The organism is Pseudomonas sp. LPH60 (genome assembly GCF_030718165.1).
Taxonomy (GTDB): domain Bacteria; phylum Pseudomonadota; class Gammaproteobacteria; order Pseudomonadales; family Pseudomonadaceae; genus Aquipseudomonas; species Aquipseudomonas danubii.
The window spans coordinates 97,744-122,764 of the sequence record NZ_JAVAJH010000007.1; the positions used below are offsets into that span (position 1 = coordinate 97,744).

Sequence of the window (25,021 nt, forward strand, 5' to 3'; positions counted from 1 at the left end):
CCGGGCAGGCCGATTAATACGCTAACTGGCAGTTTCGCCCGCGGTTGCTAACCTGATTTCAGCGAATGCTCCTCATAAGGATTGAGGCCTTGAATGGATATAAGGGTTTGGCAGTCATGAGCGCGTTGCTCAGCGCGACGGCAGGGGCCGCGGATTTGCAGGTGCAGGTCCGGGTCGATGTGCAGCGTGGCTGCCAGTTGGTGGGTCAGCAGCGGGAGGCCGGTGTCGAGCAACTCGGTACCCTGGACTTTGGCAGTACTGCGCGCCTGAACGATCCGGCGGGGCCTTTGGCTGCGGCATGGGTCAGTGGTCGTCTGCCACGCCTGGAGTGCAATCCCGATACCCCTTATCAGATGCGCATCGACGGCGGCCTGCATGGCGGTGTCGGCGAGGTGCGTTACCTGGCCAGCAACAGTGCGTTGGGCAAACCCATTCCTTATCGCCTCTACCAAGACTCGGCCCGGCGCATTGCGTTGCCGGTGAATGTCCCGGTCAGTGGACGGGTGCCGGACTCCGGCACTGTGGATCTGCCCCTGTACGGGCGCATTGAACCTCTGGCCGAGATTCCCCGGGCCGGGGGCTATTCCGATGTATTGAAGGTGACCCTGACCTGGTGAGGTCGGGGGTATGACAGCTGCCACGGGGGACCCGGGCAGAGCAGGGACAGCCGTTCAGGTTGAACGGCTCACGTGGGAGTCCTGATGGAACCGGGATGGGTGCAATGAAAGGCAGGACCTGGACGATCGTCGCCCTGGGCTCGCTGTGTCTGCTGGTTGATGATGCCCAGGCGGCGATCAGCGGGCAGATCCAGGCGCGCCTGGTGATCACTGCCAGTTGTCAGGTGAGCAGTGGCGGCAGCGCGCCCTCCACGAACCCCATCAGCAACCTGGGCATGCTCGACTTCGGGCAGCAGGGGCCGACCTGGGTCAACCCCATCAAGGCCAGCCTCACCGACAGTGCCGAAGGCCAGTTGCAGGTGGCCTGCAATCCCTCGGTCACCGGTTTCACCGTGACCATCAATGGCGGCCTCAACGGCGACGGTACAACCCGGCGTTTGAGCAACGGACGCCAGACCATTCCCTATCGATTGTTTGTCGATGCATCCGGTAGCGACAGCTACAGCATCGGCCAGCAGCGCAATTTCGCAGTGAGCAGCGGCAGGCGGATTCCCATTCCGGTGTTCGGCTCTGTGGTCGCGAATACCCGCGCGGTTCCGGCAGGGGTCTACACCGACACCCTGACCATCACGCTGGATTGGTAACTCACGAGAGGACGCACATCATGCACGCGCTTGTATCCAGGATTGGCTGGCCCTTGTTGGGACTGGTCATGGTTTCCACGGCCAACGCCGCCACTACGGTCACCGGTCAGATCAGCTCAACCCTGATCCTCACCAGCAGTTGCCAGGTCAACGGGGTGGGCGGCAGCACCGGTCTGAACTTCGGCGCCTTGAACTTCGGCACCACCAACAGCCTGTTTACGACGGCCACTGGCCAGGTGCTGGGGGGCGGTGGCGGGGCTTTGTCGATTCTCTGCTCCAGCGGCACCACACCCAGCCTGACCATCCAGGGCGGCAACAATGACGGTATGTCCTCGGGTGGCACCCGGGCGTTGTACGACGGGGTGGCCAACTATGTGCCCTACGACCTGTACACCGACTCCGGCCACTCGCAGATCGTGGCGATCAATGGGGTGATCAACCTGGCGCCGAGCACCGGGGTCGCGCAGACCGTGAACCTCTATGGCCAGGCCGTGGGCAAGGCCGGGCTGCCGGCCGGCACCTACACCGATACGGTGTCCGTGCAGCTGACCTTCTGATGCCATGGCCAGCCAAGGTCTTGCGCTGTTTGCCCTGATCTGCGCCAGTGCCTGGCCGGCGTGGATCTGGGCGGCCACCAGCCAGAACTTCCAGGTCAGTGCCACCATCACCGCCGGTTGTCTGGTGGTGGGCGGTGTCAGCAACTACGGCAGCCTGTCCTTCGGCAGCCAGTCGGCGCTGTCCACCAGCACCGTGCGAGTGGCGTTGATCGGGGGCGTGCAATTGCAGTGCACACCGGGAGTGGCCCTGAACATGATCGTGGACGGCGGCCAGTACAACAACAGCGGGCGACATATGCAGCTCAATAGCGGCAGTGCCCGGGTGGCCTATCAGTTGTTTCGCGATGCGGCGTACAGCCAGAGCCTGGGCATAGGCCAGAGCGTGGCCGTGGCTTACAGCGATGCCAATAACATCAGCCTGCCGATTTACGGGCAGGTGCAGTTGCCGGGCAATCAGCCTGGGGGGACTTACAGCGATGTGCTGCAGGTGCAGCTGTCGTGGTGATGGGGCGAGTCGACAACCAGTCGGCAGGCGGACAAGGAGTAGCAGTATGCATTTACCTTTGCGGGGCCTTTGGGCCACCGGTTACCTGATACTGGCCGGAGTGTTGTCCGGCGTGCCCAGGGTCCAGGCCGCCAGCTCGGTGCTGATCTGGCCGATCGATCCGGTTCTGGAGGCGGATCAGCAAGCCAGTGCACTGTGGCTGGAAAACCGCGGTACTGAAACCGCCAACCTGCAGATCCGGGTGTTTGCCTGGAGCCAGAGCGGTTTTGCCGACCAGTACCAGAACCAGCGCGACGTCATCGGCAGCCCGCCGGTGGCGAAGATCGAACCCGGGCAGAAGCAACTGGTGCGCCTGACCCGAACCCGTGAGGTGCCGCCGGGGCAGGAGCTGGCGTACCGGATCATCATCGACGAGATTCCTTCGGCCAAGCCCATCACCCCGGAAGAGGGGGCCAAGAGTGCGGCGGCGATCCGTTTCCAGATGCGTTACTCGGTGCCGTTGTTCGCCTATGGCGCCGGGCTCTGGAGCAAGGAAGACACTTCCCGCCCTCGCGATCCCAAGGGCGCCGGTGTACCGGACCTGAGCTGGCGCAAAGTGGCGGTGGACGGCCAGACGTTTTTCGAGCTGCGTAACCAGGGGGCCGTGCACGCACGCCTGACCGATGTGGCGTTCAAGCAGGGCGGGCAGACCCGGCCGCTGGCGCCGGGCTTGCTCGGTTACGTGCTGCCCGGGGCGGTCATGCGCTGGCCGGTGACGGCCCCCCTGACAATGGATTCGACCCTGCAACTGCGGGTCAATGGCGCGCCGCAGGTGCAGAGTCTGGCGCCTGCGCACTGATCCACTGCAGTCATGCAAGCGCCTGCCAGGTGGCGCTCGGAAGAGGTACGGACGGATGCGAGCGCGGTGACGCATCCGCCTTGGGATGGAGATGTCCATAAATGGACTTGAACCCGCCATGAGCCAGGACGCTGCTCGTTGTTTGCGCTGCTGGAAAGGACTGATGGCTGGCCTGTGCGGTCTGATGCTGGCGCCTTTTTGCCAAGCTGGCGAGCTGCCGCCACCGCCCAGCAGCCTGGAGTCGCTGGCCGATGCGCAGTTGTTTCTGGAACTGGTGATCAATCAGATGAACACAGGGAAGGTGGTGGCGGTGGAGCAGCGTGCCGGACGATTGTTCATGCCGGTGCAGACGCTGCGGGAAACCGGCATCAAGCTGCCGGAGGGGCTGGGCAGCGAAGTCGATCTGGACAGCCTGCCGGGCCTGCACAGCGACTACGACAGTCAGGGCCAGCGCCTGCTGATTGATGTGCCGCCGGATTGGCTGCCGGAGCAGTTCATCGGCAGTCGCCAGGCCTATCCAAGGACACCGGCCCTGAGCAGCTTCGGCGCGCTGCTCAACTACGATCTGTACCTCAATGACACCGATGAAGGCGGCACCTACCTGGCGGCCTGGAATGAAGTGCGGCTGTTCGACACCTGGGGCACCTTGTCCAATACCGGGCAGTACCGGCGGACCTTGTCTGGCGTTGCCAGCAGCTCGTTGAACAATGGGTATCGGCGTTATGACACCACCTGGCGTTTTTCCGATGAAGAACGCCTGCTGACCTATGAGGCGGGTGACGTGGTGAGCAGCGCCTTGCCCTGGAGCAGTTCGGTGCGTCTGGGTGGGGTCCAGCTGTCTCGGGATTTCGCCGTGCGCCCGGACCTGGTGACCTATCCCTTGCCGCAGTTTGCCGGTGAAGCGGCGGTGCCATCCTCCCTGGACCTGTTCATCAATGGCTACAAGTCCAGCAGCAGCGAGGTGCAACCGGGGCCTTACACCCTGACCAACATTCCCTTTATCAACGGGGCTGGGGAGGCGGTGGTGGTGACCACGGACGCCCTGGGGCGGCAAGTGTCGACCACGGTGCCGTTCTACGTTACCAGCAGCCTGCTGCAGAAGGGGCTGACGGATTTCTCGGTGGCCGCAGGGAACCTGCGTCGAGACTACACCCTGCGTGATTTTGGCTACGGCCCGGGTGCCACCTCCGGCAGCCTGCGCCATGGCCTGAGCGACAGCCTGACCCTGGAAGCGCATGCCGAGGCCTCGGACTCCCTGACGCTGGGCGGGGTGGGCGGCAATATGCGCCTGGGCAACTTCGGCGTGCTCAACACGGCGCTCAGCCAGAGCCGTTTTGACGGCAGCGGCGGTCAGCAGTTCAGCTTCGGCTACCAGTACAACAACCAGCGTTTCAGCCTGGCGTACCAGCGCATGCAACGTCGTGACCAGTATGCCGACCTGACGGTGGTCGACAGCCCCTACATCAGCCTCAGCCAGCGCAGCGAGCAACTGACCCTGAGCCTCAACCTGGATCGCTACGGCAGCCTGGGGGCCGGCTACTTCGATGTGCGGGCCGCTGACTCGAGCCGCACTCGGTTGTTGAACCTGACCTGGAGCAAGCCGCTGTGGCACAACAGCAGCTTCTACCTGTCGGCCAACCGGGAGATCGGCGACAGCCAGTGGGCGATGCAGGCGCAGCTGGTGATTCCCTTCGACTTGCACGGCAGCCTGAGCCTGAGCAACGAACGCAGCAAGACGGGGGAAAACCGCCAGCGGGTCAATTTCAGTCGTTCGGTGCCCCTGGAGGGCGGGGTTGGCTACAACCTGGGTTATGCCACGGGCAGCGGCGCCGACTATCGCCAGGCGGATGTCACCTGGCGCCTGCAGTCGGTGCGCCTGCAGGCGGGGGTCTATGGCACCCGCGATGCCGAGACCCGCTGGGCCGATGCCAGTGGCTCGCTGGTGTGGATGGACCGCCAGGTGTTCGCTGCCAACCAGATCGACGATGCCTTCGTGGTGGTCAGCACCGATGGTTACCAGGACATCCCGGTGCGCTATGAAAACCAGTTGGTGGGGCAGACCGACAAGAGCGGACACTTGCTGGTGCCCTGGAGCAGTGCCTATTACCGGGGCAAGTACGAGATCGATCCGTTGAACCTGCCGGCCAACGTCCAGACGCCGAATGTGGAGCAGCGAGTGGCGGTGCGTCGTGGCAGCGGCTATTTGCTGGAGTTTCCACTGACCCGGATCATCGCCGCCAGCGTGGTGCTGGTGGACGCCCAGCAACGGGAACTGCCCCTGGGCAGCACCGTGACCCATGAGCAGAGTGGGGCTCGGGCGGTGGTCGGCTGGGATGGGCTGGTGTATCTGGAGAATCTTTCGCAACACAACAGCCTGCAAGTCGGCCTGGCTGATGGCCAGAGCTGCCGTGCGCAGTTCGACATGGATCTGCAACAGCAGCAGGTGCCGTTGATCGGCCCGCTGGTCTGCCAGTAGTTGTGGCGTCACGAGGCAAGGGAGTGCTGAGGGTGGACAGGTTCAAGGGATGGCGACAGGCAATAGTGGGGCTGCTGGCGAGTCTGCTGACGCTGCAGGCCCAGGCGCTGTGCAACGCCGTCAGCACCGCACCGGCGGGGTTCGGCACTGTCAGCTCGATCCTGGTGCGTACCACTTCGCAGCCGGCTTCCACCACCAATGCGGGCTTGAGCTGCACTGGCTCGCTGTTGAGCCTGCTGGCCAGCAACGACCACTTCTACGCCACCATCACGTCCAGCACCAGCGGCATGGTCGGCCCCACGGGCGATGTCATCGGCTACACCCTGTACGCCAACAACAGCACCAGCTATCCGATCACTCGGGGCGTGCAGTTCGACTTCGCGCGCAACTCGATCATCGACCTCCTGGGCTTGCTGGGCAGCCCCACCGTGGCCAAGACCGTGCCCATCTACATGGGGACCATCACCGGCAGCAACGTAGCGGCAGGTGTCTACACCGAGAACCTGAGCATCTTCTGGAGCTGGAACTATTGCGCCGGGATCGGCGCACTGGGGGTCTGCCTGGGACGGGACATCGGCAGCGGCACCCAGGCGCTCACGGTGAACATGACGGTGTCCAACGATTGCGTGATCACCGCGCCGAACATCAGTTTCGGCAGCGCGCCGGTGGTCAGTGCCTTCGCCACGGTCACCGGGCAGACCATCAACCTGTCCTGCACCAAGGGCAGTGCCTATACCGTGGGCTTGAGCGACGGCCAGCAACCCGTGAGCGCGGGAGGGCGACGGCGGATGATTTCCGGCAGCAACTACCTGGCCTACGACATTTTCAAAAGTGCCGGCAACACCCGTTGGGGCAGCGTTGGCAGTGCCCGACGCTCCAGCACCGATGCCGAAGTGAACCCGGGCAATGGCCTGGGTACCGGCAGCCAGATCTTCAACTACAACGCCAGGATCTACACCGACCAGAACACGCCGCCCGCGGGCACCTACATCGACAACGTGGTGCTGGACGTGGGGTTCTGAAGGCCTACAAGGGTATTTCCACCGGGCCGACCATGGCGTAGTTGTAGCCCCCGCCGGACCAGTACTGTGCCTGCAACGGGCCGTCACGGCGGCTACCACGGGGTAGCAGGGTGTTCTGCGGTCCTGGCGGGCGGATGTAGAAGCTGACTTTGCGCCCCTCGCGATCCTGGTACAGAACCATTGCCGCCGGCCCTTGTTCGGTACTGAGCAGGCGCCCGCTGACCGCTTTGAAGCCAGCGTCGTGCAGGTCCGGCAGCGGGCTGGCCTGGGTGAAGTAGCGATCCAGCCAGGCTTGCATGGCACCGTTGTCCTGGACCTTGAAGTCCGCCGGCAGGATGCCTTGCTCGGCGAACAGGCGATACGCCTGGAGGGCATCGGTCATCGGCAGCACGCTGTTGCCGGCCAGGGTCAGCTCCCGGGCCTGCCAGCCGCTCAGACCGCCAACCCCGACCGCCACCAGCAGTGCCGCGGCACTGGCCAAGCGCCGCAAGCCCCGCTGCTGGTGGCGCGTACGGATCAGCGTCGGCTCCAGCGCCGGGTTGGGCGCTTGCAGCAGGGCGCCACCGAGGGCGGCCCGCAGGTGCTGGGCATCCTGCTGCCAGGCCTGGACCTGAGCTGCCGTCTGCGGATGGTTGGCCAGGTAACTGTCCAGCACCCGGCGGTCCGCTTCGCTGAGCTGGTGATCGACGTAGGCGTGCAGGTCGCTGTCGCTGGGGGGCAGGCTGATCATTTGAGTATCCGTAGAGAGGGGCTGCTGATTTCGCCGTCGCTGAGTTGGCGCAGCGCCTGGCGGGCCCTGGACAGGCGCGACATCACGGTGCCGACGGGGACCTGGAGGATCTCTGCCACTTCCTTGTAGCTCAAGCCCTCCACCGAGACCCAGAGCAGCAGGACGCGTTGCTCGGCGTTCAGGCGGTCGAAAGCGGCCAGGGTCGACTGGGCGACTACGGTGCGCTCCACCGAAGGCTGGGCGTCGTCACGGCCGGTAAAGAATTCGAGCATGCGTGCGTAACGCCGGGAGCGTCGGTGGGCATCAAGAAACTGCCGGTAGAGGATGGAAAACAGCCAGGCTCGCAGATCGCCTTCGGGGCGTTTATGGGCCCGACTCGACAAGGCGCGCTCCAGGCAGGACTGCACCAGATCGTCGGCGCTGCTGGGCTGGCGCGTCAGGGACAGGGCAAAGCGCCTGAGGCGGGGGAGCAGCAGGCGTAGCTGTTCGTCGAAATCGTTCATGAAGTCCTGCAGGTGCTGGGCCAGTCACTAGGCTTGGGACTAGGAAGACGCGCTGCCTCGCAGGTTATTCCACAGACGCGCAAATAAATATCGGGCTGTGGAATAACCGGCACCGGGCTGCGTCTGACAGGTCCTGGTCCCTTGCGGCCCCGCGTACTGGAGATGTCCATGGTTGCCCCATCCTCGCCACCCGATCGTCCGCCCTTGAGTGCTGTCAGCCTGACCTTGCGCCTGGGGGCCATTGCCTGGGTGGTGGCCGCCGCTGCCGCGGCGCTGGCCTACGTCCACGGCAACTTCGACCCGCAACGCCTGACTCCCAAGGCCCTGGTGGATGTGCTGGAGACCAATAACGGCGTGCATCCGGGGTTTCGCCGCAACCACGCCAAGGGCGTGTGTGTCATCGGTTACTTCCAGAGCAGTGGCGAGGCCCGGGCCTACTCCACGGCACAGGTGTTCAGCGAGGCGCAAACGCCGGTGGTGGGGCGTTTTGCCCTGCCCAGCGGCAACCCCTATGCGCCGGACAGCAGCGTGCCGATCCGCAGCCTGGCGTTGCGTTTCCTCCAGGCCAACGGCCAGCAGTGGCGCACGGGAATGAACAGCATGCCGGTGTTTCCGGTGGGCACTCCCGAGGCGTTCTATCAACTGCAGCAGGCCAGTTCCCCTGATCCGGCCACGGGCAAGCCGGACCCGACCAGGGTGCCGGCGTTCTTTGCCGCTCACCCGGAGGCTGGGCCCTTTCTGCAATGGGTCAAGAGCGCCAAGCCTTCAGCCAGCTACGCCAGTGAAAGCTACAACGGGATCAACGCGTTCTACCTGGTGGATGGCAGCGGCAAGCGCCAGGCGGTGCGCTGGGGCGTGGTCCCCGAGACCGGTGAGGCGCCAGCCCCGGGCAGTGCTCCGCAAGGCGCGGACTACCTGGAACAAGACCTGACGCAGCGCCTGGCTCAAGGGCCGTTGCGCTGGCGTTTGCAGATCACCCTGGCGGCGCCCGATGACCCTACCCATGACGCCAGCAAGGCCTGGCCCGCAGAGCGTCCGGTGATCAATGCCGGGACCCTGGTGCTGCAAGGCACCCAGCCGCAGAACAGTGGCCAGTGCCGGGACATCAATTACGACCCGCTGATTCTGCCCAATGGCATCCAGGCCTCCGATGATCCCCTGCTGGCAGCACGCTCTGCTGCCTACGCCAGTTCCTACCTGCGTCGCACCAGCGAAGTCAGTCAATTGCCCTCCGCCCAGGAACCGCGTCCATGAATAGCCACCCTCAACACTTCGCCCCGCTGGCGCGCCTGCTGCACTGGCTGATGGCGCTGATGATCATTGCCATGCTGTTTATCGGTGCCGGCATGGTGACCTCGGTGTCCGCCCGTCATGAGTGGCTGATCCACCTGCACAAGCCGTTGGGCATCGCCATTCTGCTGTTGGCGGCGGTGCGCCTGTTTGTGCGTTTTTCCACTCGACAACCGCCGCTGCCGGCAGACTTGCCGGGCTGGCAGGTGTTGGCGGCCAAAGCCTCCCATGTGCTGCTGTACGCCCTGATGCTGGGCTTGCCGGTACTGGGCTGGGCCATGATTTCGGCGGCCGGGGACCCGGTGATGCTGAGCGGTTCGTTGCAGTTGCCGGCGATCCTGCCGGCCAATGCCCAGGTGTTCGCTCTGTTGCGCAAGGCCCATGGCTACCTGGCTTATCTGCTGTTCCTGACGGTGTTGCTGCATCTGGCGGCGGCACTGTTCCATGGCTGGGTCCGCCGAGACGGGGTATTGCAGAGCATGCTGCGGGGGCGGGTTTGAGTCCCCCTTGAGCAAGCCTGCTGTGTCGTTCAAATGGCACAGCGAGCCTCGGTCCGAGCTTTCCCGGGGTTCAGGCTCCACAGCCAATAGACCAGTGCCAGGCTGTTGATAGCGGCTCCCAACAGGCAGACCCCGATCCAGCCGGCCCAGGCGTAGGTGGCGGTGGCGGCAATCGAGCCGCCGGCGCTGCCCAGGGAGTAGAACAGCATGTAACCGGCGGCCAAGCGGCTCTGGGCTTGCGGGCGCACGCTGTAGATCAGGCTCTGGCTGGTGACGTGGACGGCCTGCAAGCCCAGGTCGAAGGTGATGACTCCCAGTAGCAGTGCCCACAGGGACGATTGGGTAAAGGCGATGGGCAGCCAGGACAGCAACATCAACGCCAGGGCCAGGCCGCTGGTCCACTGTGCCAGGCCGCGATCCGCCCAGTGCCCGGCCCGTGCCGCGCCCAGGGCGCCGGCGGCCCCGGCCAGGCCGAACAGGCCGATTTCGGTGTGAGACAGCGACAGCGGCGGGGCGCTCAGAGGCAGTACCAGCGGGGTCCACAAGACGGTGCCCGCGGCGAAGATCAACATCGCCAGCACTGCACGGTCGCGCAGCACTTTTTCTTCCCTGAACAGTTGCAGCAGCGAGCCGAGCAATTGCCCGTAGCGTTGCACTGCGGGTGGCTGTTCAACTCTGGGCAGCACTCTCCACAGGGTCAGGGCCACCAGCAGGGTCAAGCCGGCCGACAACAGATAGACCGAACGCCAGCCGGCCAGATCGGCCATGGTTCCGGCCACGGTGCGGGCCAGCAGAATGCCCACCACGATGCCGCTGGTCACCATGCCGACCACCCGTCCACGCTGGGCTGTGGGTGCCAGGTTCGCGGCATAGGCCACCAGAACCTGGGTCACCACCGCCAGCAGGCCGGTACTGGCCATGCCCAATAGCAGCCAGGTGCTGTTGGGGGCCAGGGCCACCATTAGCAAGGCCAGCACTGAAAGCAGAGTCTGGGTGACGATCAGTCGCCGGCGGTTGAGCAGGTCGCCCAAAGGCACCAGCAACAGCAGCCCCAGGCCGTAGCCCACCTGGGTCAGGGTGATGATGATGCCCACCGTGGCCGGCGGCAGTTCGAAGGTTCGGGCCATGGCGTCCAGAAGCGGCTGGGCGTAGTAAACGTTGCCCACCGCCAGGCCACAGGCGATGGCGAACAGCAGCACCACCCGTGGTGAAAGAATCGAGGGGGCAGGAGGGGAAGGATCGCGTGACATGTCGGGCTCCGTATCTGGTTTCGTTATAAAACCAGTTGTACGGTAGAGATCGAGGTTTTATATTGCAACCACTTTTCTGTGGCCCGAACGGAGACTGCCCAGCATGGTTAAACGCACCAGCCTGCAAGATGCCGAGTGCCCGGTGGCCCGCTCACTGGATGCCATCGGTGATTGGTGGTCGTTGCTGATTGTGCGGGATGCCTTTGACGGCATCCGTCGCTTTGGCGAGTTCCAGCGCAACCTTGGCATGGCCAAGAACATTCTTGCCGCACGTTTGCGCACCCTGGTGGAACACGGGGTTTTTGAAGTGGTGCCGGCCTCTGATGGCAGTGCCTACCAGGAGTACGTGCTGACGCCAAAGGGCAAGGGGCTGTTTCCCCTGATCATCGGCTTGCGCCAATGGGGCGAGGCGTTTTTCTACGAGGAGGGCGAGGCGCATTCGCGAATGGTCGACCGGGAAACCGGGCAACCGTTACGTGCGCTGGAACTGCGTGCGGCGGATGGGCGCTTGCTGGGGCCGGAGGATTGCCGACGGGTGCCGGCTGGCGCCGATGAGTGACGACTGCGCAAATGCTCGCGCAGTCGTCAGTCGGGTTCAGCGCAGGTGGTCCACTAGGTCGGCGAGGGTGCTCATGACATCCTTGCCCAGCTGCATGGAGCGCTTGCCGGACCAGCCGGTGACGGGGTTGGGGTTATCGTCGTGGTCCTTGAAAGGCATCTCCAGGGTCAGCGCCAGGCAGTCGTATTTCTCCCCGACGGCATTGCAGGCCAGGGTCATGTTGGCCTCTCCGGGGTTGTCCCGGGCGTAGCCGTGGGTAGTCTGGAAGTCTCGGGTCTGGCGCTTCAAGTGGCTGCGAAAATGCTCTTCGAGTCGCGCCAGGCGTGGTGTGTAGCCCGGGTTGCCCTCGCAGCCGGCGGTGAAGACGTGAGGAATTTCTTCATCGCCGTGCACATCAAGAAACAGGTCGACGCCGTACTTTTCCATCTGCTGCTGGACGAACAGCACTTCCGGGCTCAGTTCCTGGCTGGCGTTCTGCCAGGCGCGATTCAGGTCCTGGCCCTTGGCGTTGGTGCGCAGGTGGCCGTGGAACGCGCCGTCCGGGTTCATGTTGGGCACCAGGTACAGATCGGCCTTGGCCAGCAGCGAGTTGAGCTCCGGGTCATCCCGGTGCTGCAGGCGTTCGATTACGCCTTCCATGAACCATTCGGCCATGTGCTCGCCGGGATGCTGTTGGGCAATGATCCAGATCTTGTGCTGTCCTTCCTTGCCGCTGCCCTTGCGCAGAAGCTGGATATCCCGGCCTTCGACGCTTTTGCCCACTGCCAGCAGTTCGGTGTCGGCCTTGCTCAGGGCTTGATCGATCAGCCAGTCGTGGCGCCCGCGACTGTAGGGCTCGAAGTAGGCGAACCAGGCGTGAGTCTGGGTGGCCTCCAGATTGAAACGCAGGGCGTCACCTTCGAAGATCGTCGGTACGCGAAACCAGTTCACATGGTCATAGGAAGCGACGGCCTGGTAGCCGGTCCAGGCTTTGTTGTAGGAGGACTGGCTGGCGTTGGTCAGGCGGAACCAATGTTCCTGGCCGACATGCAGGCCACTGACCTTGAAGTGAAACCACTGGAAGTGCGGACTCTGGGTATCCGGGCGGATGGCCAGCAGTGCCTGCAGCGGATTGCTGATGTCCAGCACGTTGATATTGCCGCTGTCGAAGTCGGCAGTAATTTGAAACGAAGTGTGATTACCCACGGTCATGGTCGGTCCCTGTATAGGATTGTTATGACCGCTACTCTACACACTGAGGGGGGTAATAGAAGGGGGGCGTCGTCCTTGACGCAGAAGCAGCTTAGTGGCTATGCGATTGATTCTCAAGCGCTACTTTTGTCTTTCCAGGCCATTTAGCACGGCTGCTATCTTGCAAAAGGACATTCTTTTGCTATCATCGCCGCCATTATTTTAGCTGCATCCACGTCTTCATTAGCCTGAAGCCAAGCCAGAAAACTGGCAAAAAAAAGACCCGGCAAAAAGCCGGGTCAAAAACCGTGATTAGCCTGATGAGGAGATAATCCAAAGGTCCGACCTAAGGTCCTTTGGGCTATCGACTGATCTCGCGACCAGTTGCTTGCAATAATAATCATTATCATTTGCAAGTCAAATGTTTTTCCCTGCCCTTCGGAAAATATTTTTCCATTTCTCCTGTTTCCGCTGTTTTTTCCTTGCCGGCGCCTCAGCTGGACTCAAAGCGCTGACTTTCCAGGGACTTGTCCACCAGGGCTTTGGCCAGGTCGATCATGTGCACCACGGAAAAAGCCAGGTCACGCTTGGCCCCCCGCAGATTGTCGGCCGCGTCATAGGCGGTGGCTGCTGCACAGCGCAGCAGATCGGATGCATGGATCATGGCTTCCTCGCTGCTGAGGTTGCGCCTGACCTCGAAAAACTTCTCTTCCTTGTCCGATCCGGTCAGCGCGGGCTTCAAGTAGTAGTCCATCGCCCGTCGTGCTGCGTGGCTGCCCTTGAGTGAATTCAATGTGGTCTCTGTATCGAGCTCCGGCACGTCCTTGCTGCTTGCGTTCATAAAGTGTTCCGTCCTGTTTGAGAAAAGGAAAGAGGGGTATGAACTAGATTAATACGTATTGTAATTGTGACGAGATTTCAAATACTACAAGTTGTGTGTTGAGGCCGGAAATACACAACGTATTGTTCAGTCCATGGACAAATGGATCGAGTTGGTCAAAGCCAACATGAAAGGCCGCAAGGTCACACAGGAAAAACTCGCCGAGCGTCTGGGCATGTCTCAGGGTGGTATCGGTCATTGGTTGAGCAAACGCCGTCAGCCAAAGATCGAAGACATGAATCGGGTGCTTGAAGAGATCGGCATGGGCTTTCTGGAAGTTGCCCTGGTGGTCCGCGAGAAACCCATGCTCGGTGACGATGGCGAACCCCTGGTGAACGAGCCTTCACTGTTGCACAAGTACAATCCGTACTTCCGTTATCCGGTGAGCGATTGGCGAGCTGCTGGGGAAGTTCGTGAAGATGGCAAGTCAGCCTATGTACCGGAGCGCTATGAGCTTTCCGATTATCAGGCTCAAGGCGCGGCGTTTTGGCTGGTGGTAGTCGGTGACGCAATGATTGCGCCCAGCGGCTTGAGCATCAGTCAGGACATGCTGATTCTGGTGGACCCGGCTATTACCGCCGAACCTGGGAAGTTGGTGGTCGTACAGTGTCCCGGTAATGCCGAGGCGATCTTTCGTAAGTGGGTGAAAGAGGGCAGTCAGCATTATCTGGTTCCCCTCAATCCCACCTATCCGAAGATGCTCTACAGCGACGAGTGCCGGGTTATTGGTGTAGTCGTACAAGCTACTGCGAAGTTTTAACTTGCTTGAAAGGCCCCTTCCTACAGCTAGGAAGGGGCTTTCTTATTAGTGGGTTTACTCCAACTCTACCAACGCACTGCCTTCACTAACCATTTCGCCTTCCTGGCAATACAGTGCCTTGATGACACCTGCCTGGGGCGCGCGGATGCTGTGTTCCATCTTCATCGCCTCCAGCACCACCAGTTGCGCGCCGGCTTCGACGCTTTGCCCGGCGCTGACCAGCACCCGCACGATGCTGCCGTTCATGGGCGCAGTAAGTCCGCCCTGGTGACTGTGACTGGCATCGGCTGCAGCAATCGGATCGTAAGCCGTGACGCTGTGCATCTCGCCCTGCCAGTGCAGGTACAGAGTGTCACCACGGCGAATGGCGCGATGTTCACGACGCAACCCCTGTTGCTCTACCCACAGGTGTTCACCTTGCAACTGGAAGGCTGGCGAGCGAGCGCCCAGGCTGATGGCCTGATCCTGTCCGGCACAGCTCAGGTGCAGGCTGGTCTGGGCCGGTAACGCGCTGCGCCAGCCATTGACTGCCGACCATGGGGACTGCAGGTCGTCGCTACGCACCCGTTCCGGCTGGCTTTGTGTGAATGCCTGTGCGGCCGCTTGCCAGAAGTCCGCGCCGAGTTCGCAGGGCGCTGGCAGTAATTGTTCCTGATAGCGTGGGATAAATCCGGTATCCAGTTGCGCCTCGGCGAACGCTGGATGGGCAATGATGCGCCGCAGGAACGCCAGGTTGGTTTTCAGGCCACCGATGGCGAACTCGTCCAGCATGCTTAACAGGCGCAGACGAGCCTGCTCGCGGGTTTCGCCCCAGGCGATCAGCTTGCCCAGCATCGGATCGTAGAAGGGCGACACGCTATCGCCTTCCTCGACCCCGCTGTCGACCCGACGGCCCGGGCCAGCGGCGGATTCGCGATACAACTCCAGGCGCCCGGTCGCGGGAAGGAAGTCGTTGCCCGGGTCTTCGGCATACAAGCGCACTTCAATGGCGTGCCCCAGCAGCGGGACCTGTTCCTGGCTGATGGGCAGGGCTTCACCCTGGGCCACGCGTATTTGCCAGGCCACCAGATCGAGGCCGGTAATGGCTTCGGTAACCGGGTGTTCCACCTGCAGCCGGGTATTCATTTCCATGAAGAAGAATTCGCCGCGAGCATCCAGGAGAAACTCCACGGTGCCGGCGCCGACGTAGCCGATGGCCTGGGCCGCGCGCACGGCGGCTTCGCCCATGGCCTTGCGCAACTCGGGGCTGAGGCCGGGAGCGGGGGCTTCTTCGACCACTTTCTGGTGACGCCGCTGGATCGAGCAGTCGCGCTCATTGAGGTACAGGCAGTTGCCGTGTTTGTCGGCGAACACCTGGATCTCCACGTGGCGGGGCTTGAGCAGGTACTTTTCCACCAGCATCCGCGAATCGCCAAAGGATGATTGGGCCTCACGCTGGGCCGAGGCCAGGGCTTCGGCCAACTGGCTGACGTCCTCGACCACTTTCATGCCCTTGCCGCCGCCGCCAGCGGTGGCCTTGAGCAGCACCGGGTAGCCGATGCGCTCGGCGGCACTGCGGAAGGTTTCCAGGTCCTGGGCTTCGCCGTGATAACCCGGCACCAGAGGTACGCCGGCGGTTTCCATCAGTGCCTTGGCCGCCGACTTGCTGCCCATGGCGTCAATGGCCGAGGCGGGCGGGCCGAGAAAGATCAGGCCCGCCGCTTCGATGGCTCGGGCAAAACCGGCGTTTTCCGAGAGAAAGCCGTAACCGGGGTGGATGGCCTGGGCGCCGCTGGCCTTGGCCGCAGCGATCAGCTTGTCGATCTGCAAGTAACTGTCGGCGGCCTTGCTGCCCCCCAGGTCGACGCGGATATCTGCCTCGCGGCTGTGCCGGGCATTGCGGTCGGTGGCGCTGTGCACGGCCACGGTGGTCAGGCCCAAGGCCTTGGCGGTGCGCATCACGCGGCAGGCGATCTCGCCACGGTTGGCCACCAGTAAAGTGTCTAGAACGGGGGCGCTCATCAGCGGGACTCCTTGGTCGTGGGCTCGGACTGCCAACTGGGCGGGCGTTTTTCCAGGAAGGCCCGCAGGCCTTCCTGGCCTTCGGCGCTGACCCGAATCCGCGCGATGGCATTTTCGCAGTAGCGACGCAGGGCTGTGGTGAGGGCGCCATTGCCCACTTCTCGCAGCAGGTCCTTGCTGGCACGCATGGCTTGGGGGCTGTTGAGCAGCAGATTGTCGATCCATTGGGTGACTTGCTGTTCCAGCTCGGCAGCCGGGTAACTCTCCGCCAGCAAGCCGATTTCCCGTGCCCGTTGGCCGCCAAAGCGCTCGGCGGTGAGGGCGTAACGTCGGGCGGCGCGCTCGCCAATGGCCTGGACCACAAAGGGACTGATGACCGCTGGCGCCAGGCCAATGCGGACTTCCGACAAGCAGAACTGCGCATCGTCGGTACCGATTGCCATGTCGCAGCAACTGATCAGGCCCAGGGCGCCACCAAACGCTGCGCCTTGCACCACGGCCAGGGTCGGGATCTTCAGTTTGGCCAGGTTGTACATCAACTCCGCCAGTTCCCGGGCGTCGTCGAGGTTGGTCTGGTAGTCGAGTTCGGCGGACTGCTGCATCCAGGCCAGGTCGGCGCCGGCACTGAAGTGCTTGCCGCGTCCGCGCAGCAGCAGGAAGCGCAGGCTCGGGTCGCTCTGCACCTGATCCAGGGCCAGGATCAGCTCGCGGATCATCTCGGCGTTGAAGGCGTTGTTCTTGGTTTCGCGGCTGAGCCACAGGGTGGCGAAGCCACGAGGGTCACGCAGCAGTTCCAGGGTATTGAAGTCGCTCATGTTCTTCTCGCGCAGGATTACATGCGGAACACGCCGAAGCGGCTCTGTTCGATGGGTGCATTAAGGGCCGCAGACAGGGCCAGGGCCAGGACGTCACGGGTCTGTGCCGGGTCGATGACGCCGTCGTCCCATAGCCGGGCGCTGGAGTAGTAAGGGTGCCCCTGGTGCTCGTATTGATCGAGGATCGGCTGTTTGATCTCGGCTTCCTGGGCGGCATCGAAAGGGTGTCCGCCGCGTTCCGCCTGCTCGCGCTTGACCTGGACCAGCACCCCGGCCGCCTGTTCGGCCCCCATCACGCCAATCCGCGCGTTGGGCCACATCCACAGAAAGCGTGGATCGTAGGCGCGACCGCACATGCCGTAGTTACCGGCCCCGAAGCTGCCGCCGATGATCACGGTAAATTTCGGCACCTTGGCACAGGCCACCGCGGTGACCAGCTTGGCGCCGTGCTTGGCGATGCCGCCAGCCTCGTATTTCTGGCCCACCATGAAGCCGGTGATGTTCTGCAGAAATAGCAGGGGAATCCCGCGCTGGCAGGCCAGTTCGATGAAGTGCGCGCCTTTTTGCGCGGCTTCGGCGAAGAGGATGCCGTTGTTGGCGAGGATGGCGATAGGGTAGCCATGCAGGTGAGCGAAACCGCAGACCAGGGTGGTGCCGAACAGGGCCTTGAATTCATCGAACAACGAGCCGTCCACCAGCCTGCTGATGACTTCGCGCACATCGAAGGGCTGCTTGGGATCGGCCGGCACCACGCCGTAAAGCTCTTCACGGGCATACAGCGGAGCGAGCGGGGTGCGTTGCTGCAACTGGCCCTGCTTGTGCCAGTTGAGGTTGGCCACGCTGCGCCGGGCCAGGGCCAGGGCGTGTTCATCGCTGTCGGCGTAGTGGTCGGCAACCCCGGAAATCTTGCAGTGCACGTCGGCGCCGCCCAACTCTTCGGCACTCACCACCTCGCCGGTGGCAGCTTTTACCAGGGGCGGGCCGGCGAGGAAGATGGTGGCCTGTTCACGAACCATGATGGCTTCGTCGGCCATGGCCGGCACGTAGGCGCCGCCGGCGGTGCAGGAACCCATGACCACGGCGATCTGCGGAATGCCCTGGGCGCTCATGTTGGCCTGGTTGAAGAAGATCCGGCCGAAGTGCTCGCGGTCCGGGAATACTTCGTCCTGGCGTGGCAGGTTGGCGCCGCCGGAGTCCACCAGGTAGATGCAGGGCAGGCGGTTCTGTTGGGCGATGGTCTGGGCCCGCAGGTGTTTCTTTACCGTCAGCGGGTAGTAGGAGCCGCCTTTCACCGTGGCGTCGTTGGCCACGATCATGCATTCGATGCCTTCTACCCGACCGATGCCGGCAATCACGCCGGCGGCGGGCACGTCTTCGCCATAGACCTCGTAGGCGGCCAGGGGGCTGACTTCAAGAAACGGCGAGCCAGGGTCGAGCAGGCGGTTGATACGCTCGCGCGGCAGCAGTTTGCCCCGGGAAGTGTGGCGCTCCTGGGCCTTGGCACCACCGCCTTGCTGGACCTGGGCGAGCAGGGTATGCAGGGCGTCGACTTGGGCCAGCATGCTGGCCGCGTTCTGCGCGAACTCGGGGGATTTCGGGTTGAGCTGAGACTTCAGAATCATGGGAGGGCCTACGGCAGCTTCAAGCGACACGCTTCAAGCTGCAAAAGTAAGTCGGTATTACGGCAGCTTTGGCTTGCCGCTCGTAGCTCGCAACGTGCGGCTGCTCTTACTTGGTTTCGTTGAACAGTTCGCGACCGATCAGCATGCGGCGGATTTCGCTGGTGCCAGCGCCGATTTCGTAGAGCTTGGCGTCACGCAGCAGACGGCCCGCGGGGAATTCGTTGATGTAGCCGTTGCCGCCAAGGATCTGGATCGCATCCAGGGCCATCTGGGTGGCACGTTCGGCGCTGTAGAGAATCACCCCGGCGGCGTCCTTGCGGGTGGTTTCGCCACGCTCACAGGCCTGGGCCACGGCGTACAGATAGGCGCGGCTGGCGTTGAGCTGGGTGTACATGTCGGCGATCTTGCCCTGGATCAACTGGAACTCGCCGATGCTCTGACCGAACTGCTTGCGGTCGTGGATGTAGGGCACCACCAGGTCCATGCAGGCTTGCATGATCCCGGTCGGGCCGCCGGAGAGCACCACGCGCTCGTAGTCCAGGCCGCTCATCAGCACTTTGACCCCGCCGTTGAGCACGCCGAGGATGTTTTCCTCCGGCACTTCCACGTCATCGAAGAACAGCTCGCAAGTGTTGGAGCCGCGCATGCCCAGCTTGTCGAACTTGTTGCTGCGGCTGAAGCCTTTCCAGTCACGTTCGACGATGAAGGCGGTGATGCCGTGGGGGCCCTTTTCCAGGTCGGTCTTGGCGTAGATCACGTAGGTGTTGGCGTCGGGGCCGTTGGTGATCCAGGTCTTGCTGCCGTTGAGGACGAAGTGGTCACCGCGTTTGTCGGCGCGCAGCTTCATCGACACCACGTCGGAGCCGGCGTTGGGTTCGCTCATGGCCAGGGCGCCAATGTGTTCGCCGCTGATCAGCTTGGGCAGGTATTTGCTCTTTTGCTCATGATTGCCGTTGCGGTTGATCTGGTTCACGCAGAGGTTGGAGTGGGCACCATAGGACAGTGCCACCGAGGCGGAGCCGCGGCTGATCTCTTCCATGGCCACCACGTGGGCCAGGTAACCCAGCCCGGCGCCGCCGTATTCTTCCGCTACGGTAATGCCCAAGAGGCCCATGTCGCCGAACTTGCGCCACATGTCGGCGGGGAACAGGTTGTCGACATCGATCTGTGCCGCCCGAGGAGCCAGTTCCGCCTTGACGAAGGCCTGGACCTGTTGGCGCAGCATGTCAATGGTTTCACCGAGGGCGAAGTTCAGGGTCGGGTAACTCATGGCGGGGCACCTTCAAACTTGTTTTTATTGAGGGAATGGGCTGCAGAGAGCGGCGCTGTCTAGCTCTCACCTTTACGTTAACGTAAACCTGCGACCGAAGGCTGTCAATCGCCCTTTACGTAAACGTCAACTTGCGCCAGAGTAGCAGGGCTTTCGATTGGAGCCAGGCTTTTTCGCACCATCGGCCAGGCTCCTGAACACCCACTAATAAAGACAATAGGGGTCGTCATGGAACACTCGGGTTTCCAGCCGGATCGCAGTTACACCCGTGGTACGCAAGACAAGCCATTGCTGGCGCTGACCATCGGCCAGGCCTTCGACAACACCGTCGCTACCTATCCCCAGGGGGAAGCCCTGGTGGTGCGTCATCAGCAGTTGCGCTACAGCTGGCAGCAACTGCGCGAGGCCGTCGACCTGCATGCCAGGGCGCTGCTGGCCTTGGGGCTGAAGACGGGGGATCGACTGGGGATCTGGGCCCCCAACTGCGCCCAGTGGTGCATCGCCCAATTTGCCAGTGCCAAGATCGGCGCGATCCTGGTGAACATCAACCCGGCCTATCGCAGTTCCGAGCTGGAATATGTGCTCAAGCAGTCCGGCTGCCAGTGGCTGATCTGCGCCGGAGCCTTCAAGACCTCTGACTACCACGGCATGCTGCAGGGGCTGATCCCTGAATTGGCGGAGCAATCCATCGGTCAATTGCACTGTGAACGCCTGTCCGAGTTGCGTGGGGTGATCAGCCTGGATGCCCAGCCGCCCTCCGGCTTTCTGCCCTGGTCGCAACTGACGGCCCTTGCCGCTGGAGCCACCGCCGAGCAATTGCAGGCGCGCCAGGACAGCCTGGATTTCGATCAGCCGGTGAATATCCAGTACACCTCCGGCACCACCGGTTTCCCCAAGGGCGCGACCCTGAGTCACTACAACATCCTCAATAACGGTTACATGGTGGGGGAGAGCCTGGGCCTGACCGCGGCAGATCGGCTGGTGATCCCGGTGCCGCTGTATCACTGCTTCGGTATGGTCATGGGCAACCTGGGCTGTATCACCCACGGCACCACCATGATCTACCCCAACGATGCCTTCGACCCGTTGCTGACCCTCAGTACCGTGGCCGAGGAGCGGGCTACCGGCTTATATGGGGTGCCCACCATGTTCATTGCCATGCTCGACCAGCCCAGGCGTGGTGAGTTCGACCTGTCGAGCCTGCGTACCGGGATCATGGCCGGTGCCACTTGTCCGATCGAGGTGATGCGCCGGGTCATCAGCGAGATGCACATGAGCGAGGTGCAGATCGCCTACGGCATGACGGAGACCAGTCCGGTGTCGTTGCAGACCGGTCCTGCCGATGATCTGGAGTTGCGGGTCACCACCGTGGGTCGTACCCAGCCGCACCTGGAGAGCAAGATCATCGACGAGGCCGGCAATCTGGTGCCCCGGGGCACCATCGGTGAACTCTGCACCCGGGGTTACAGCGTCATGCTCGGTTACTGGAACAACCCCCAGGGCACCAGCGAGTCCATCGATCAGGCGGGCTGGATGCACACCGGCGACCTGGCCACCATGAACGAGCAGGGTTATGTGTGCATTGCCGGGCGCAACAAGGACATGATCATCCGCGGTGGCGAGAATATTTACCCGAGGGAGCTGGAAGAGTTTTTCTTCACCCATCCCGCCGTGGCCGATGTACAGGTGATCGGCATTCCTTGCGTCAGGTACGGTGAGGAAATCGTCGCCTGGATCAAGTTCCACCCCGGGCATTGCGCTAATGAAGTCGAGCTGCAGGCCTGGTGCAAGGAGCGCATCGCCCACTTCAAGACGCCGCGTTACTTCAAGTTCGTCGAGGAGTTTCCGATGACGGTAACCGGCAAGATCCAGAAATTCCGCATGCGCGAAATCAGCATCGAGGAGTTGCGCGAGCAGGTGAGCAGGGTGTGAGCATTGCTGGAGCGTGCATCTGGACGGGTGCACGCTTTATGGGCGAGAAGGGCAGGCAAAAGCTAAATCGCAGAAAGCACAAAGGGGAGCCGAAGCTCCCCTTTAATTTGTCGTTGCGTGCTCTTTTTTTATTATTGAGGGGCGGTCTATTGTTGTTTTTGGCAACCGTGGCCCTTTACCGCTGTTTTTGGCGATCCCCATCCGGGATCAAGAGCAAACGTATTTTTTTGAGCGCTGATCTAACGTGTCGCCAGGGCGATCCAACCAGTTCGGGAGCTACCTCAAGGGTAGTTTTATTGTTCTCTGACCGGTTGCGGGTGGCTCTTGCAAGCCCTCCTGCACATCACATCCTCTCCAAAAAAATCTGTTAGCTGCGTCTCTGCCGTGTTGTTTTTGTTATGTCAGAGTCGTTACGTCTTATTTTTATTAGGTTTGCTGCTTTTTATTCTTGTTATGCCATAGAGATAGCAGGAGCCGTGCCAACTTTTTAAAATCCTTTAAAATCAATGGCTTGATGTTTTTGTAGGACAATCTGCATCGCAATAAAATCGACAAACTGTTTCCGTGTTACTCGTTCCCGCCACCGTTTAGAGCGGCCGGTAACACCCGGCCGCACATTGGCTCACCCGGCGCTACGTGCCTTGGCCACACGAGAACCGCTGGGGCGGCCCAGCACCGTGCAGATCTGCCGGCCAGCATCGATCAGGCGATCCATGTCGATACCGCTGTGTATGCCCAGGCCGTTGAGCAGGTACAGCACATCCTCGGTAGCAACGTTACCGCTAGCGCCCTTGGCATAGGGGCAGCCGCCGAGGCCGGCGATCGAACTGTCGAACACCGCGATGCCCTCCAGCAGACTGGCGTAGACGTTGGCCAGGGCTTGGCCATAGGTGTCGTGGAAGTGGCCGGCGAGCTTCTCCCGTGGTACCTGGGCGCTCACCACTTCGAACATTCTGCGGGTGGCGCCGGCGGTGCCGGTGCCGATGGTGTCGCCCAAGGACACTTCGTAGCAGCCCATGGCGTACAGCTCACGGGCCACCAGGGCCACTTGCTCCGGGGCTACCTCACCTTCGTAAGGGCAGCCCAGCACACAGGACACATACCCGCGCACGCTGACGCCATGCTGCTTGGCGGCCTCCATGATCGGCACGAAGCGCTGCAGGCTTTCGCTGATGGAACAGTTGATGTTGCGTTGGGAGAAGGACTCCGATGCGGCGGCGAACACCGCGACTTCCTTGACCCCCGCCGCCAGGGCATCTTCGAAGCCCCGCAGGTTCGGCGCCAGCGCGCCGTAGACCACCCCCGGCTTGCGCTGGATGCGGGCGAAGACCTCGGCCGAACCGGCCATCTGCGGTACCCACTTGGGCGAGACGAAACTGCCGACTTCTATATAGCCCAGGCCTGCCGCCGTCAGGGCATCGACCAATTGCACCTTGTCATCGACGCTGATGGGCTGGGCTTCGTTCTGCAGACCGTCGCGGGGGCCCACTTCGATCAGGCGTACATGGCTGGGGAGTGACATTCAGGTTCACCTTCTATGAGGGAGGGCGGATGCCGGCGCGAGCGGCGCAGGTGTCCCAAGGATTATTGTGCGGTGCTTTTCTGGTTCTGGATGGTTTGTTCCAGCGCCTGGGTACAGCGCTCTTCGGCGGTGTCCAGTTCCAGCTTCATCTGTTCGATGTCGAGCAACTGCTGTTCGAGCTGCTCTCGCCGTTCGCCGATTTTCGCCAGCATGCTGTGCAACTGCTTCAGGTTGCCGCTGCTGGGGTCGTAGAGCTCGATGAGTTCACGGCATTCGGCCAGGGAAAAGCCGATGCGCTTGCCCCGCAGGATCAGCTTCAGACTGACTTTGTCCCGTGGGGAGTAGATGCGTTCCTGGCCGCGACGCTCAGGGGCCAGCAGGCCCTGCTCTTCATAGAAGCGTATGGCCCGGGTAGTGATGTCGAGCTCGCGGGCGAGGTCGGAGATGCTGTAGGTCTGGCTGCTCATGGAGGCGCTCAAGGTGGGACTTGGCGCTAAGCTAAAGGCAGGTTTACGTATACGTCAAGCAATCCGCGTCGATCCCGTTCGCCGGCAAGCCGGCTCCTACAGTGAGGGCTTGCCGGCGAAGGGGTCAGGCTGTCTGCTGGTCGAGTTTCTTTTCGTGGGCGGTCACCTGTTGGCACAACTCGATCATCTGTTCGCGCATCCAACGGTTGGCCGGGTCCTGGTCGGTGCTTTCGTGCCAATAGAGGTGGGTTTCCACCGGTGGTACATCATTGACCGGCAGATTGAAGGCCTGCAGGTCATGGCGTCGGGCAAAACGTTCCGGGACGGTCATGACCATGTCGGTTTGTTGCAACACTTGTGAAGCCATCAGGTAGTGCTGGGAGCGCAGGGTGATCTTGCGCTGGATGCCCATCTTGCCCAGCGCCAGGTCGACATGGCCCAGGCCGCTGCGACGGCTGGAAATATGGATGTGGGTCAGGGACAGGTAGTCGTCCAGGGTGAACTTTTCCTTGCCGGCCAGGGGGTGGCCCTTGCGCATGGCGCACACGTAACGGTCTTCCATGAGCTTGACGTGGCGCACCTGGGGGTCGGTGTTGAGGGGGGCGTCCACGGCAAAGTCCAGGCGCCCGGCTGCCAGTTCCTTGGTGGTCTCCCGGCGCTTGGAGAGGAAACTCTCGATGATCACCGCCGGTGCCAGGCGGCGCAGGCGTTGGAACAGGGGGGGCAGGATCACTGCCTCGGTCAGGTCGGTCATGCTGATGCGGTAGGTCTTGACCGCTTGCAGAGGGTTGAAAATCCGACTTTCCTGGACTGAAACCCGCAGCAGTGACAATGCATTGCGCACCGGACCGATGATGTTCTGTGCCATGGGGGTGGGCACCATGCCCTGGGCGGTCCTGACGAACAGCGGATCATTGAAGGTCTCGCGCAGACGCGCCAGCGCGTTGGACACCGCCGGTTGAGTGATGCCGACGATCTGCCCGGCGCGGGTCAGGTTGGCTTCGGTGTAGATCGCGTCGAAAACGATGAAGAGGTTGAGGTCGACCTTGCTCAGATTCATGGCGCTGCACTCTTATTGTTAGGGCCTGTGA

Annotated in this window: 24 protein-coding genes; 12 read left to right on the forward strand and 12 right to left on the reverse strand. The window is 62.4% G+C overall.

The annotated features are described in order from the left end of the window. Positions 1-116 precede the first annotated feature (116 nt). The 7 genes from Q8O96_RS23785 (at position 117) to Q8O96_RS23815 (ending at position 6,659) form a co-directional block, all read left to right on the forward strand. Complete coding sequence (locus tag Q8O96_RS23785; RefSeq protein ID WP_102864675.1) at positions 117-617, forward strand: spore coat U domain-containing protein; 501 nt, start codon at positions 117-119, stop codon at positions 615-617. Positions 618-721: 104 nt separating this feature from the next. Then, the gene (locus Q8O96_RS23790) at positions 722-1,261 is read left to right on the forward strand and encodes a spore coat U domain-containing protein (RefSeq protein WP_102864969.1); all 540 of its coding nucleotides are present in this window, start codon (positions 722-724) and stop codon (positions 1,259-1,261) included. Between the two features lie 20 nt (positions 1,262-1,281). Continuing rightward, on the forward strand, positions 1,282-1,818 hold the full coding sequence (locus tag Q8O96_RS23795) for a spore coat protein U domain-containing protein (protein WP_102864676.1): 537 nt from the start codon (positions 1,282-1,284) through the stop codon (positions 1,816-1,818). Between the two features lie 4 nt (positions 1,819-1,822). Then, a complete protein-coding gene (locus Q8O96_RS23800) occupies positions 1,823-2,323 on the forward strand; it encodes a spore coat U domain-containing protein (protein WP_305949522.1) in 501 nt (166 codons plus the stop codon). A 46-nt stretch (positions 2,324-2,369) separates the two neighbouring features. Beyond that, the gene (locus tag Q8O96_RS23805; protein ID WP_102864678.1) at positions 2,370-3,161 is read left to right on the forward strand and encodes a molecular chaperone; all 792 of its coding nucleotides are present in this window, start codon (positions 2,370-2,372) and stop codon (positions 3,159-3,161) included. 118 nt (positions 3,162-3,279) lie between these two features. Continuing rightward, positions 3,280-5,637 (forward strand): fimbria/pilus outer membrane usher protein, encoded by a 2,358-nt coding sequence (locus Q8O96_RS23810; protein WP_250330051.1) that lies wholly within the window; start codon positions 3,280-3,282, stop codon positions 5,635-5,637. 32 nt (positions 5,638-5,669) lie between these two features. After that, complete coding sequence (locus Q8O96_RS23815) at positions 5,670-6,659, forward strand: spore coat U domain-containing protein (protein WP_115580514.1); 990 nt, start codon at positions 5,670-5,672, stop codon at positions 6,657-6,659. Positions 6,660-6,663: 4 nt separating this feature from the next. Here the strand turns inward: Q8O96_RS23815 and Q8O96_RS23820 are convergent, their stop codons facing one another. Both Q8O96_RS23820 and Q8O96_RS23825 read right to left on the reverse strand, forming a co-directional pair. After that, positions 6,664-7,389, reverse strand: coding sequence for an anti-sigma factor (locus Q8O96_RS23820; RefSeq protein WP_207166238.1), 726 nt, complete (start codon positions 7,387-7,389; stop codon positions 6,664-6,666). After that, a complete protein-coding gene (locus Q8O96_RS23825) occupies positions 7,386-7,892 on the reverse strand; it encodes an RNA polymerase sigma factor (RefSeq protein ID WP_305949523.1) in 507 nt (168 codons plus the stop codon). The genes Q8O96_RS23820 and Q8O96_RS23825 overlap by 4 nt, the downstream gene beginning before the upstream one ends. Before the next feature lie 168 nt (positions 7,893-8,060). Between Q8O96_RS23825 and Q8O96_RS23830 the strand changes: the two genes are divergently transcribed. Together Q8O96_RS23830 and Q8O96_RS23835 are read left to right on the forward strand one after the other, a co-directional pair. Continuing rightward, positions 8,061-9,146, forward strand: a complete 1,086-nt coding sequence (locus tag Q8O96_RS23830) for a catalase family peroxidase (protein ID WP_115580512.1) — start codon at positions 8,061-8,063, stop codon at positions 9,144-9,146. After that, positions 9,143-9,682: a cytochrome b gene (locus Q8O96_RS23835; RefSeq protein ID WP_102864684.1), complete on the forward strand. Its 540-nt coding sequence runs from the start codon at positions 9,143-9,145 to the stop codon at positions 9,680-9,682. Before Q8O96_RS23830 ends, Q8O96_RS23835 begins: the two co-directional genes overlap by 4 nt. 29 nt (positions 9,683-9,711) lie before the next feature. Here Q8O96_RS23835 and Q8O96_RS23840 read toward each other — a convergent pair whose 3' ends face one another. Next, positions 9,712-10,932 carry an MFS transporter gene (locus Q8O96_RS23840; protein ID WP_305949524.1) on the reverse strand — a complete coding sequence of 407 codons (1,221 nt, stop codon included), beginning with the start codon at positions 10,930-10,932 and terminating at the stop codon, positions 9,712-9,714. A 103-nt stretch (positions 10,933-11,035) separates the two neighbouring features. Here Q8O96_RS23840 and Q8O96_RS23845 point away from each other — a divergent pair, with 103 nt between their 5' ends. Further along, complete coding sequence (locus Q8O96_RS23845) at positions 11,036-11,491, forward strand: helix-turn-helix domain-containing protein (RefSeq protein ID WP_102864686.1); 456 nt, start codon at positions 11,036-11,038, stop codon at positions 11,489-11,491. A gap of 36 nt (positions 11,492-11,527) precedes the next feature. On the opposite strand, the gene Q8O96_RS23850 is transcribed toward Q8O96_RS23845, so the two are convergent. Both Q8O96_RS23850 and Q8O96_RS23855 read right to left on the reverse strand, forming a co-directional pair. Continuing rightward, the gene (locus Q8O96_RS23850; protein ID WP_305949525.1) at positions 11,528-12,682 is read right to left on the reverse strand and encodes a M14-type cytosolic carboxypeptidase; all 1,155 of its coding nucleotides are present in this window, start codon (positions 12,680-12,682) and stop codon (positions 11,528-11,530) included. Between the two features lie 472 nt (positions 12,683-13,154). After that, entirely contained in the window at positions 13,155-13,502 is a 348-nt protein-coding gene (locus Q8O96_RS23855; protein WP_102864688.1) for a DUF6124 family protein, read from the reverse strand. A gap of 133 nt (positions 13,503-13,635) precedes the next feature. Between Q8O96_RS23855 and Q8O96_RS23860 the strand changes: the two genes are divergently transcribed. After that, on the forward strand, positions 13,636-14,301 hold the full coding sequence (locus Q8O96_RS23860) for a LexA family transcriptional regulator (protein ID WP_102881807.1): 666 nt from the start codon (positions 13,636-13,638) through the stop codon (positions 14,299-14,301). Between the two features lie 54 nt (positions 14,302-14,355). Here Q8O96_RS23860 and Q8O96_RS23865 read toward each other — a convergent pair whose 3' ends face one another. The 4 genes from Q8O96_RS23865 to Q8O96_RS23880 form a co-directional block, all read right to left on the reverse strand. Then, a complete protein-coding gene (locus Q8O96_RS23865; RefSeq protein ID WP_305949526.1) occupies positions 14,356-16,302 on the reverse strand; it encodes an acetyl/propionyl/methylcrotonyl-CoA carboxylase subunit alpha in 1,947 nt (648 codons plus the stop codon). Continuing rightward, entirely contained in the window at positions 16,302-17,117 is an 816-nt protein-coding gene (locus Q8O96_RS23870) for a gamma-carboxygeranoyl-CoA hydratase (protein ID WP_115580508.1), read from the reverse strand. The genes Q8O96_RS23865 and Q8O96_RS23870 overlap by 1 nt, the downstream gene beginning before the upstream one ends. A 17-nt stretch (positions 17,118-17,134) precedes the next feature. Further along, entirely contained in the window at positions 17,135-18,739 is a 1,605-nt protein-coding gene (locus Q8O96_RS23875) for a carboxyl transferase domain-containing protein (RefSeq protein ID WP_115580507.1), read from the reverse strand. A 106-nt stretch (positions 18,740-18,845) separates the two neighbouring features. Next, positions 18,846-20,009, reverse strand: coding sequence for an isovaleryl-CoA dehydrogenase (locus Q8O96_RS23880; RefSeq protein WP_102864693.1), 1,164 nt, complete (start codon positions 20,007-20,009; stop codon positions 18,846-18,848). Between the two features lie 228 nt (positions 20,010-20,237). On the opposite strand from Q8O96_RS23880, the gene Q8O96_RS23885 reads away from it, so the two are divergent. Continuing rightward, positions 20,238-21,941 carry an AMP-binding protein gene (locus Q8O96_RS23885; protein WP_305949527.1) on the forward strand — a complete coding sequence of 568 codons (1,704 nt, stop codon included), beginning with the start codon at positions 20,238-20,240 and terminating at the stop codon, positions 21,939-21,941. A gap of 622 nt (positions 21,942-22,563) precedes the next feature. Here the strand turns inward: Q8O96_RS23885 and Q8O96_RS23890 are convergent. The 3 genes from Q8O96_RS23890 to Q8O96_RS23900 form a co-directional block, all read right to left on the reverse strand. Continuing rightward, positions 22,564-23,463 carry a hydroxymethylglutaryl-CoA lyase gene (locus Q8O96_RS23890; protein WP_170003889.1) on the reverse strand — a complete coding sequence of 300 codons (900 nt, stop codon included), beginning with the start codon at positions 23,461-23,463 and terminating at the stop codon, positions 22,564-22,566. 62 nt (positions 23,464-23,525) lie between these two features. Beyond that, complete coding sequence (locus Q8O96_RS23895) at positions 23,526-23,930, reverse strand: MerR family DNA-binding transcriptional regulator (protein WP_102864696.1); 405 nt, start codon at positions 23,928-23,930, stop codon at positions 23,526-23,528. A 124-nt stretch (positions 23,931-24,054) separates the two neighbouring features. Then, positions 24,055-24,990 carry a LysR family transcriptional regulator gene (locus tag Q8O96_RS23900; protein ID WP_102864697.1) on the reverse strand — a complete coding sequence of 312 codons (936 nt, stop codon included), beginning with the start codon at positions 24,988-24,990 and terminating at the stop codon, positions 24,055-24,057. Positions 24,991-25,021: the final 31 nt, after the last annotated feature.

Bases quoted from the DNA above. Each gene is read 5' to 3' on its own strand.
- Q8O96_RS23785 (WP_102864675.1), top strand. From the start codon at position 117: ATGAGCGCGTTGCTCAGCGCGACGGCAGGGGCCGCGGATTTGCAGGTG.
- Q8O96_RS23790 (WP_102864969.1), top strand. From the start codon at position 722: ATGAAAGGCAGGACCTGGACGATCGTCGCCCTGGGCTCGCTGTGTCTG.
- Q8O96_RS23795 (WP_102864676.1), top strand. From the start codon at position 1,282: ATGCACGCGCTTGTATCCAGGATTGGCTGGCCCTTGTTGGGACTGGTC.
- Q8O96_RS23800 (WP_305949522.1), top strand. From the start codon at position 1,823: ATGGCCAGCCAAGGTCTTGCGCTGTTTGCCCTGATCTGCGCCAGTGCC.
- Q8O96_RS23805 (WP_102864678.1), top strand. From the start codon at position 2,370: ATGCATTTACCTTTGCGGGGCCTTTGGGCCACCGGTTACCTGATACTG.
- Q8O96_RS23810 (WP_250330051.1), top strand. From the start codon at position 3,280: ATGAGCCAGGACGCTGCTCGTTGTTTGCGCTGCTGGAAAGGACTGATG.
- Q8O96_RS23820 (WP_207166238.1), bottom strand. From the start codon at position 7,389: ATGATCAGCCTGCCCCCCAGCGACAGCGACCTGCACGCCTACGTCGAT.
- Q8O96_RS23825 (WP_305949523.1), bottom strand. From the start codon at position 7,892: ATGAACGATTTCGACGAACAGCTACGCCTGCTGCTCCCCCGCCTCAGG.
- Q8O96_RS23830 (WP_115580512.1), top strand. From the start codon at position 8,061: ATGGTTGCCCCATCCTCGCCACCCGATCGTCCGCCCTTGAGTGCTGTC.
- Q8O96_RS23835 (WP_102864684.1), top strand. From the start codon at position 9,143: ATGAATAGCCACCCTCAACACTTCGCCCCGCTGGCGCGCCTGCTGCAC.
- Q8O96_RS23840 (WP_305949524.1), bottom strand. From the start codon at position 10,932: ATGTCACGCGATCCTTCCCCTCCTGCCCCCTCGATTCTTTCACCACGG.
- Q8O96_RS23845 (WP_102864686.1), top strand. From the start codon at position 11,036: ATGGTTAAACGCACCAGCCTGCAAGATGCCGAGTGCCCGGTGGCCCGC.
- Q8O96_RS23850 (WP_305949525.1), bottom strand. From the start codon at position 12,682: ATGACCGTGGGTAATCACACTTCGTTTCAAATTACTGCCGACTTCGAC.
- Q8O96_RS23855 (WP_102864688.1), bottom strand. From the start codon at position 13,502: ATGAACGCAAGCAGCAAGGACGTGCCGGAGCTCGATACAGAGACCACA.
- Q8O96_RS23860 (WP_102881807.1), top strand. From the start codon at position 13,636: ATGGACAAATGGATCGAGTTGGTCAAAGCCAACATGAAAGGCCGCAAG.
- Q8O96_RS23865 (WP_305949526.1), bottom strand. From the start codon at position 16,302: ATGAGCGCCCCCGTTCTAGACACTTTACTGGTGGCCAACCGTGGCGAG.
- Q8O96_RS23870 (WP_115580508.1), bottom strand. From the start codon at position 17,117: ATGAGCGACTTCAATACCCTGGAACTGCTGCGTGACCCTCGTGGCTTC.
- Q8O96_RS23875 (WP_115580507.1), bottom strand. From the start codon at position 18,739: ATGATTCTGAAGTCTCAGCTCAACCCGAAATCCCCCGAGTTCGCGCAG.
- Q8O96_RS23880 (WP_102864693.1), bottom strand. From the start codon at position 20,009: ATGAGTTACCCGACCCTGAACTTCGCCCTCGGTGAAACCATTGACATG.
- Q8O96_RS23885 (WP_305949527.1), top strand. From the start codon at position 20,238: ATGGAACACTCGGGTTTCCAGCCGGATCGCAGTTACACCCGTGGTACG.
- Q8O96_RS23890 (WP_170003889.1), bottom strand. From the start codon at position 23,463: ATGTCACTCCCCAGCCATGTACGCCTGATCGAAGTGGGCCCCCGCGAC.
- Q8O96_RS23895 (WP_102864696.1), bottom strand. From the start codon at position 23,930: ATGAGCAGCCAGACCTACAGCATCTCCGACCTCGCCCGCGAGCTCGAC.
- Q8O96_RS23900 (WP_102864697.1), bottom strand. From the start codon at position 24,990: ATGAATCTGAGCAAGGTCGACCTCAACCTCTTCATCGTTTTCGACGCG.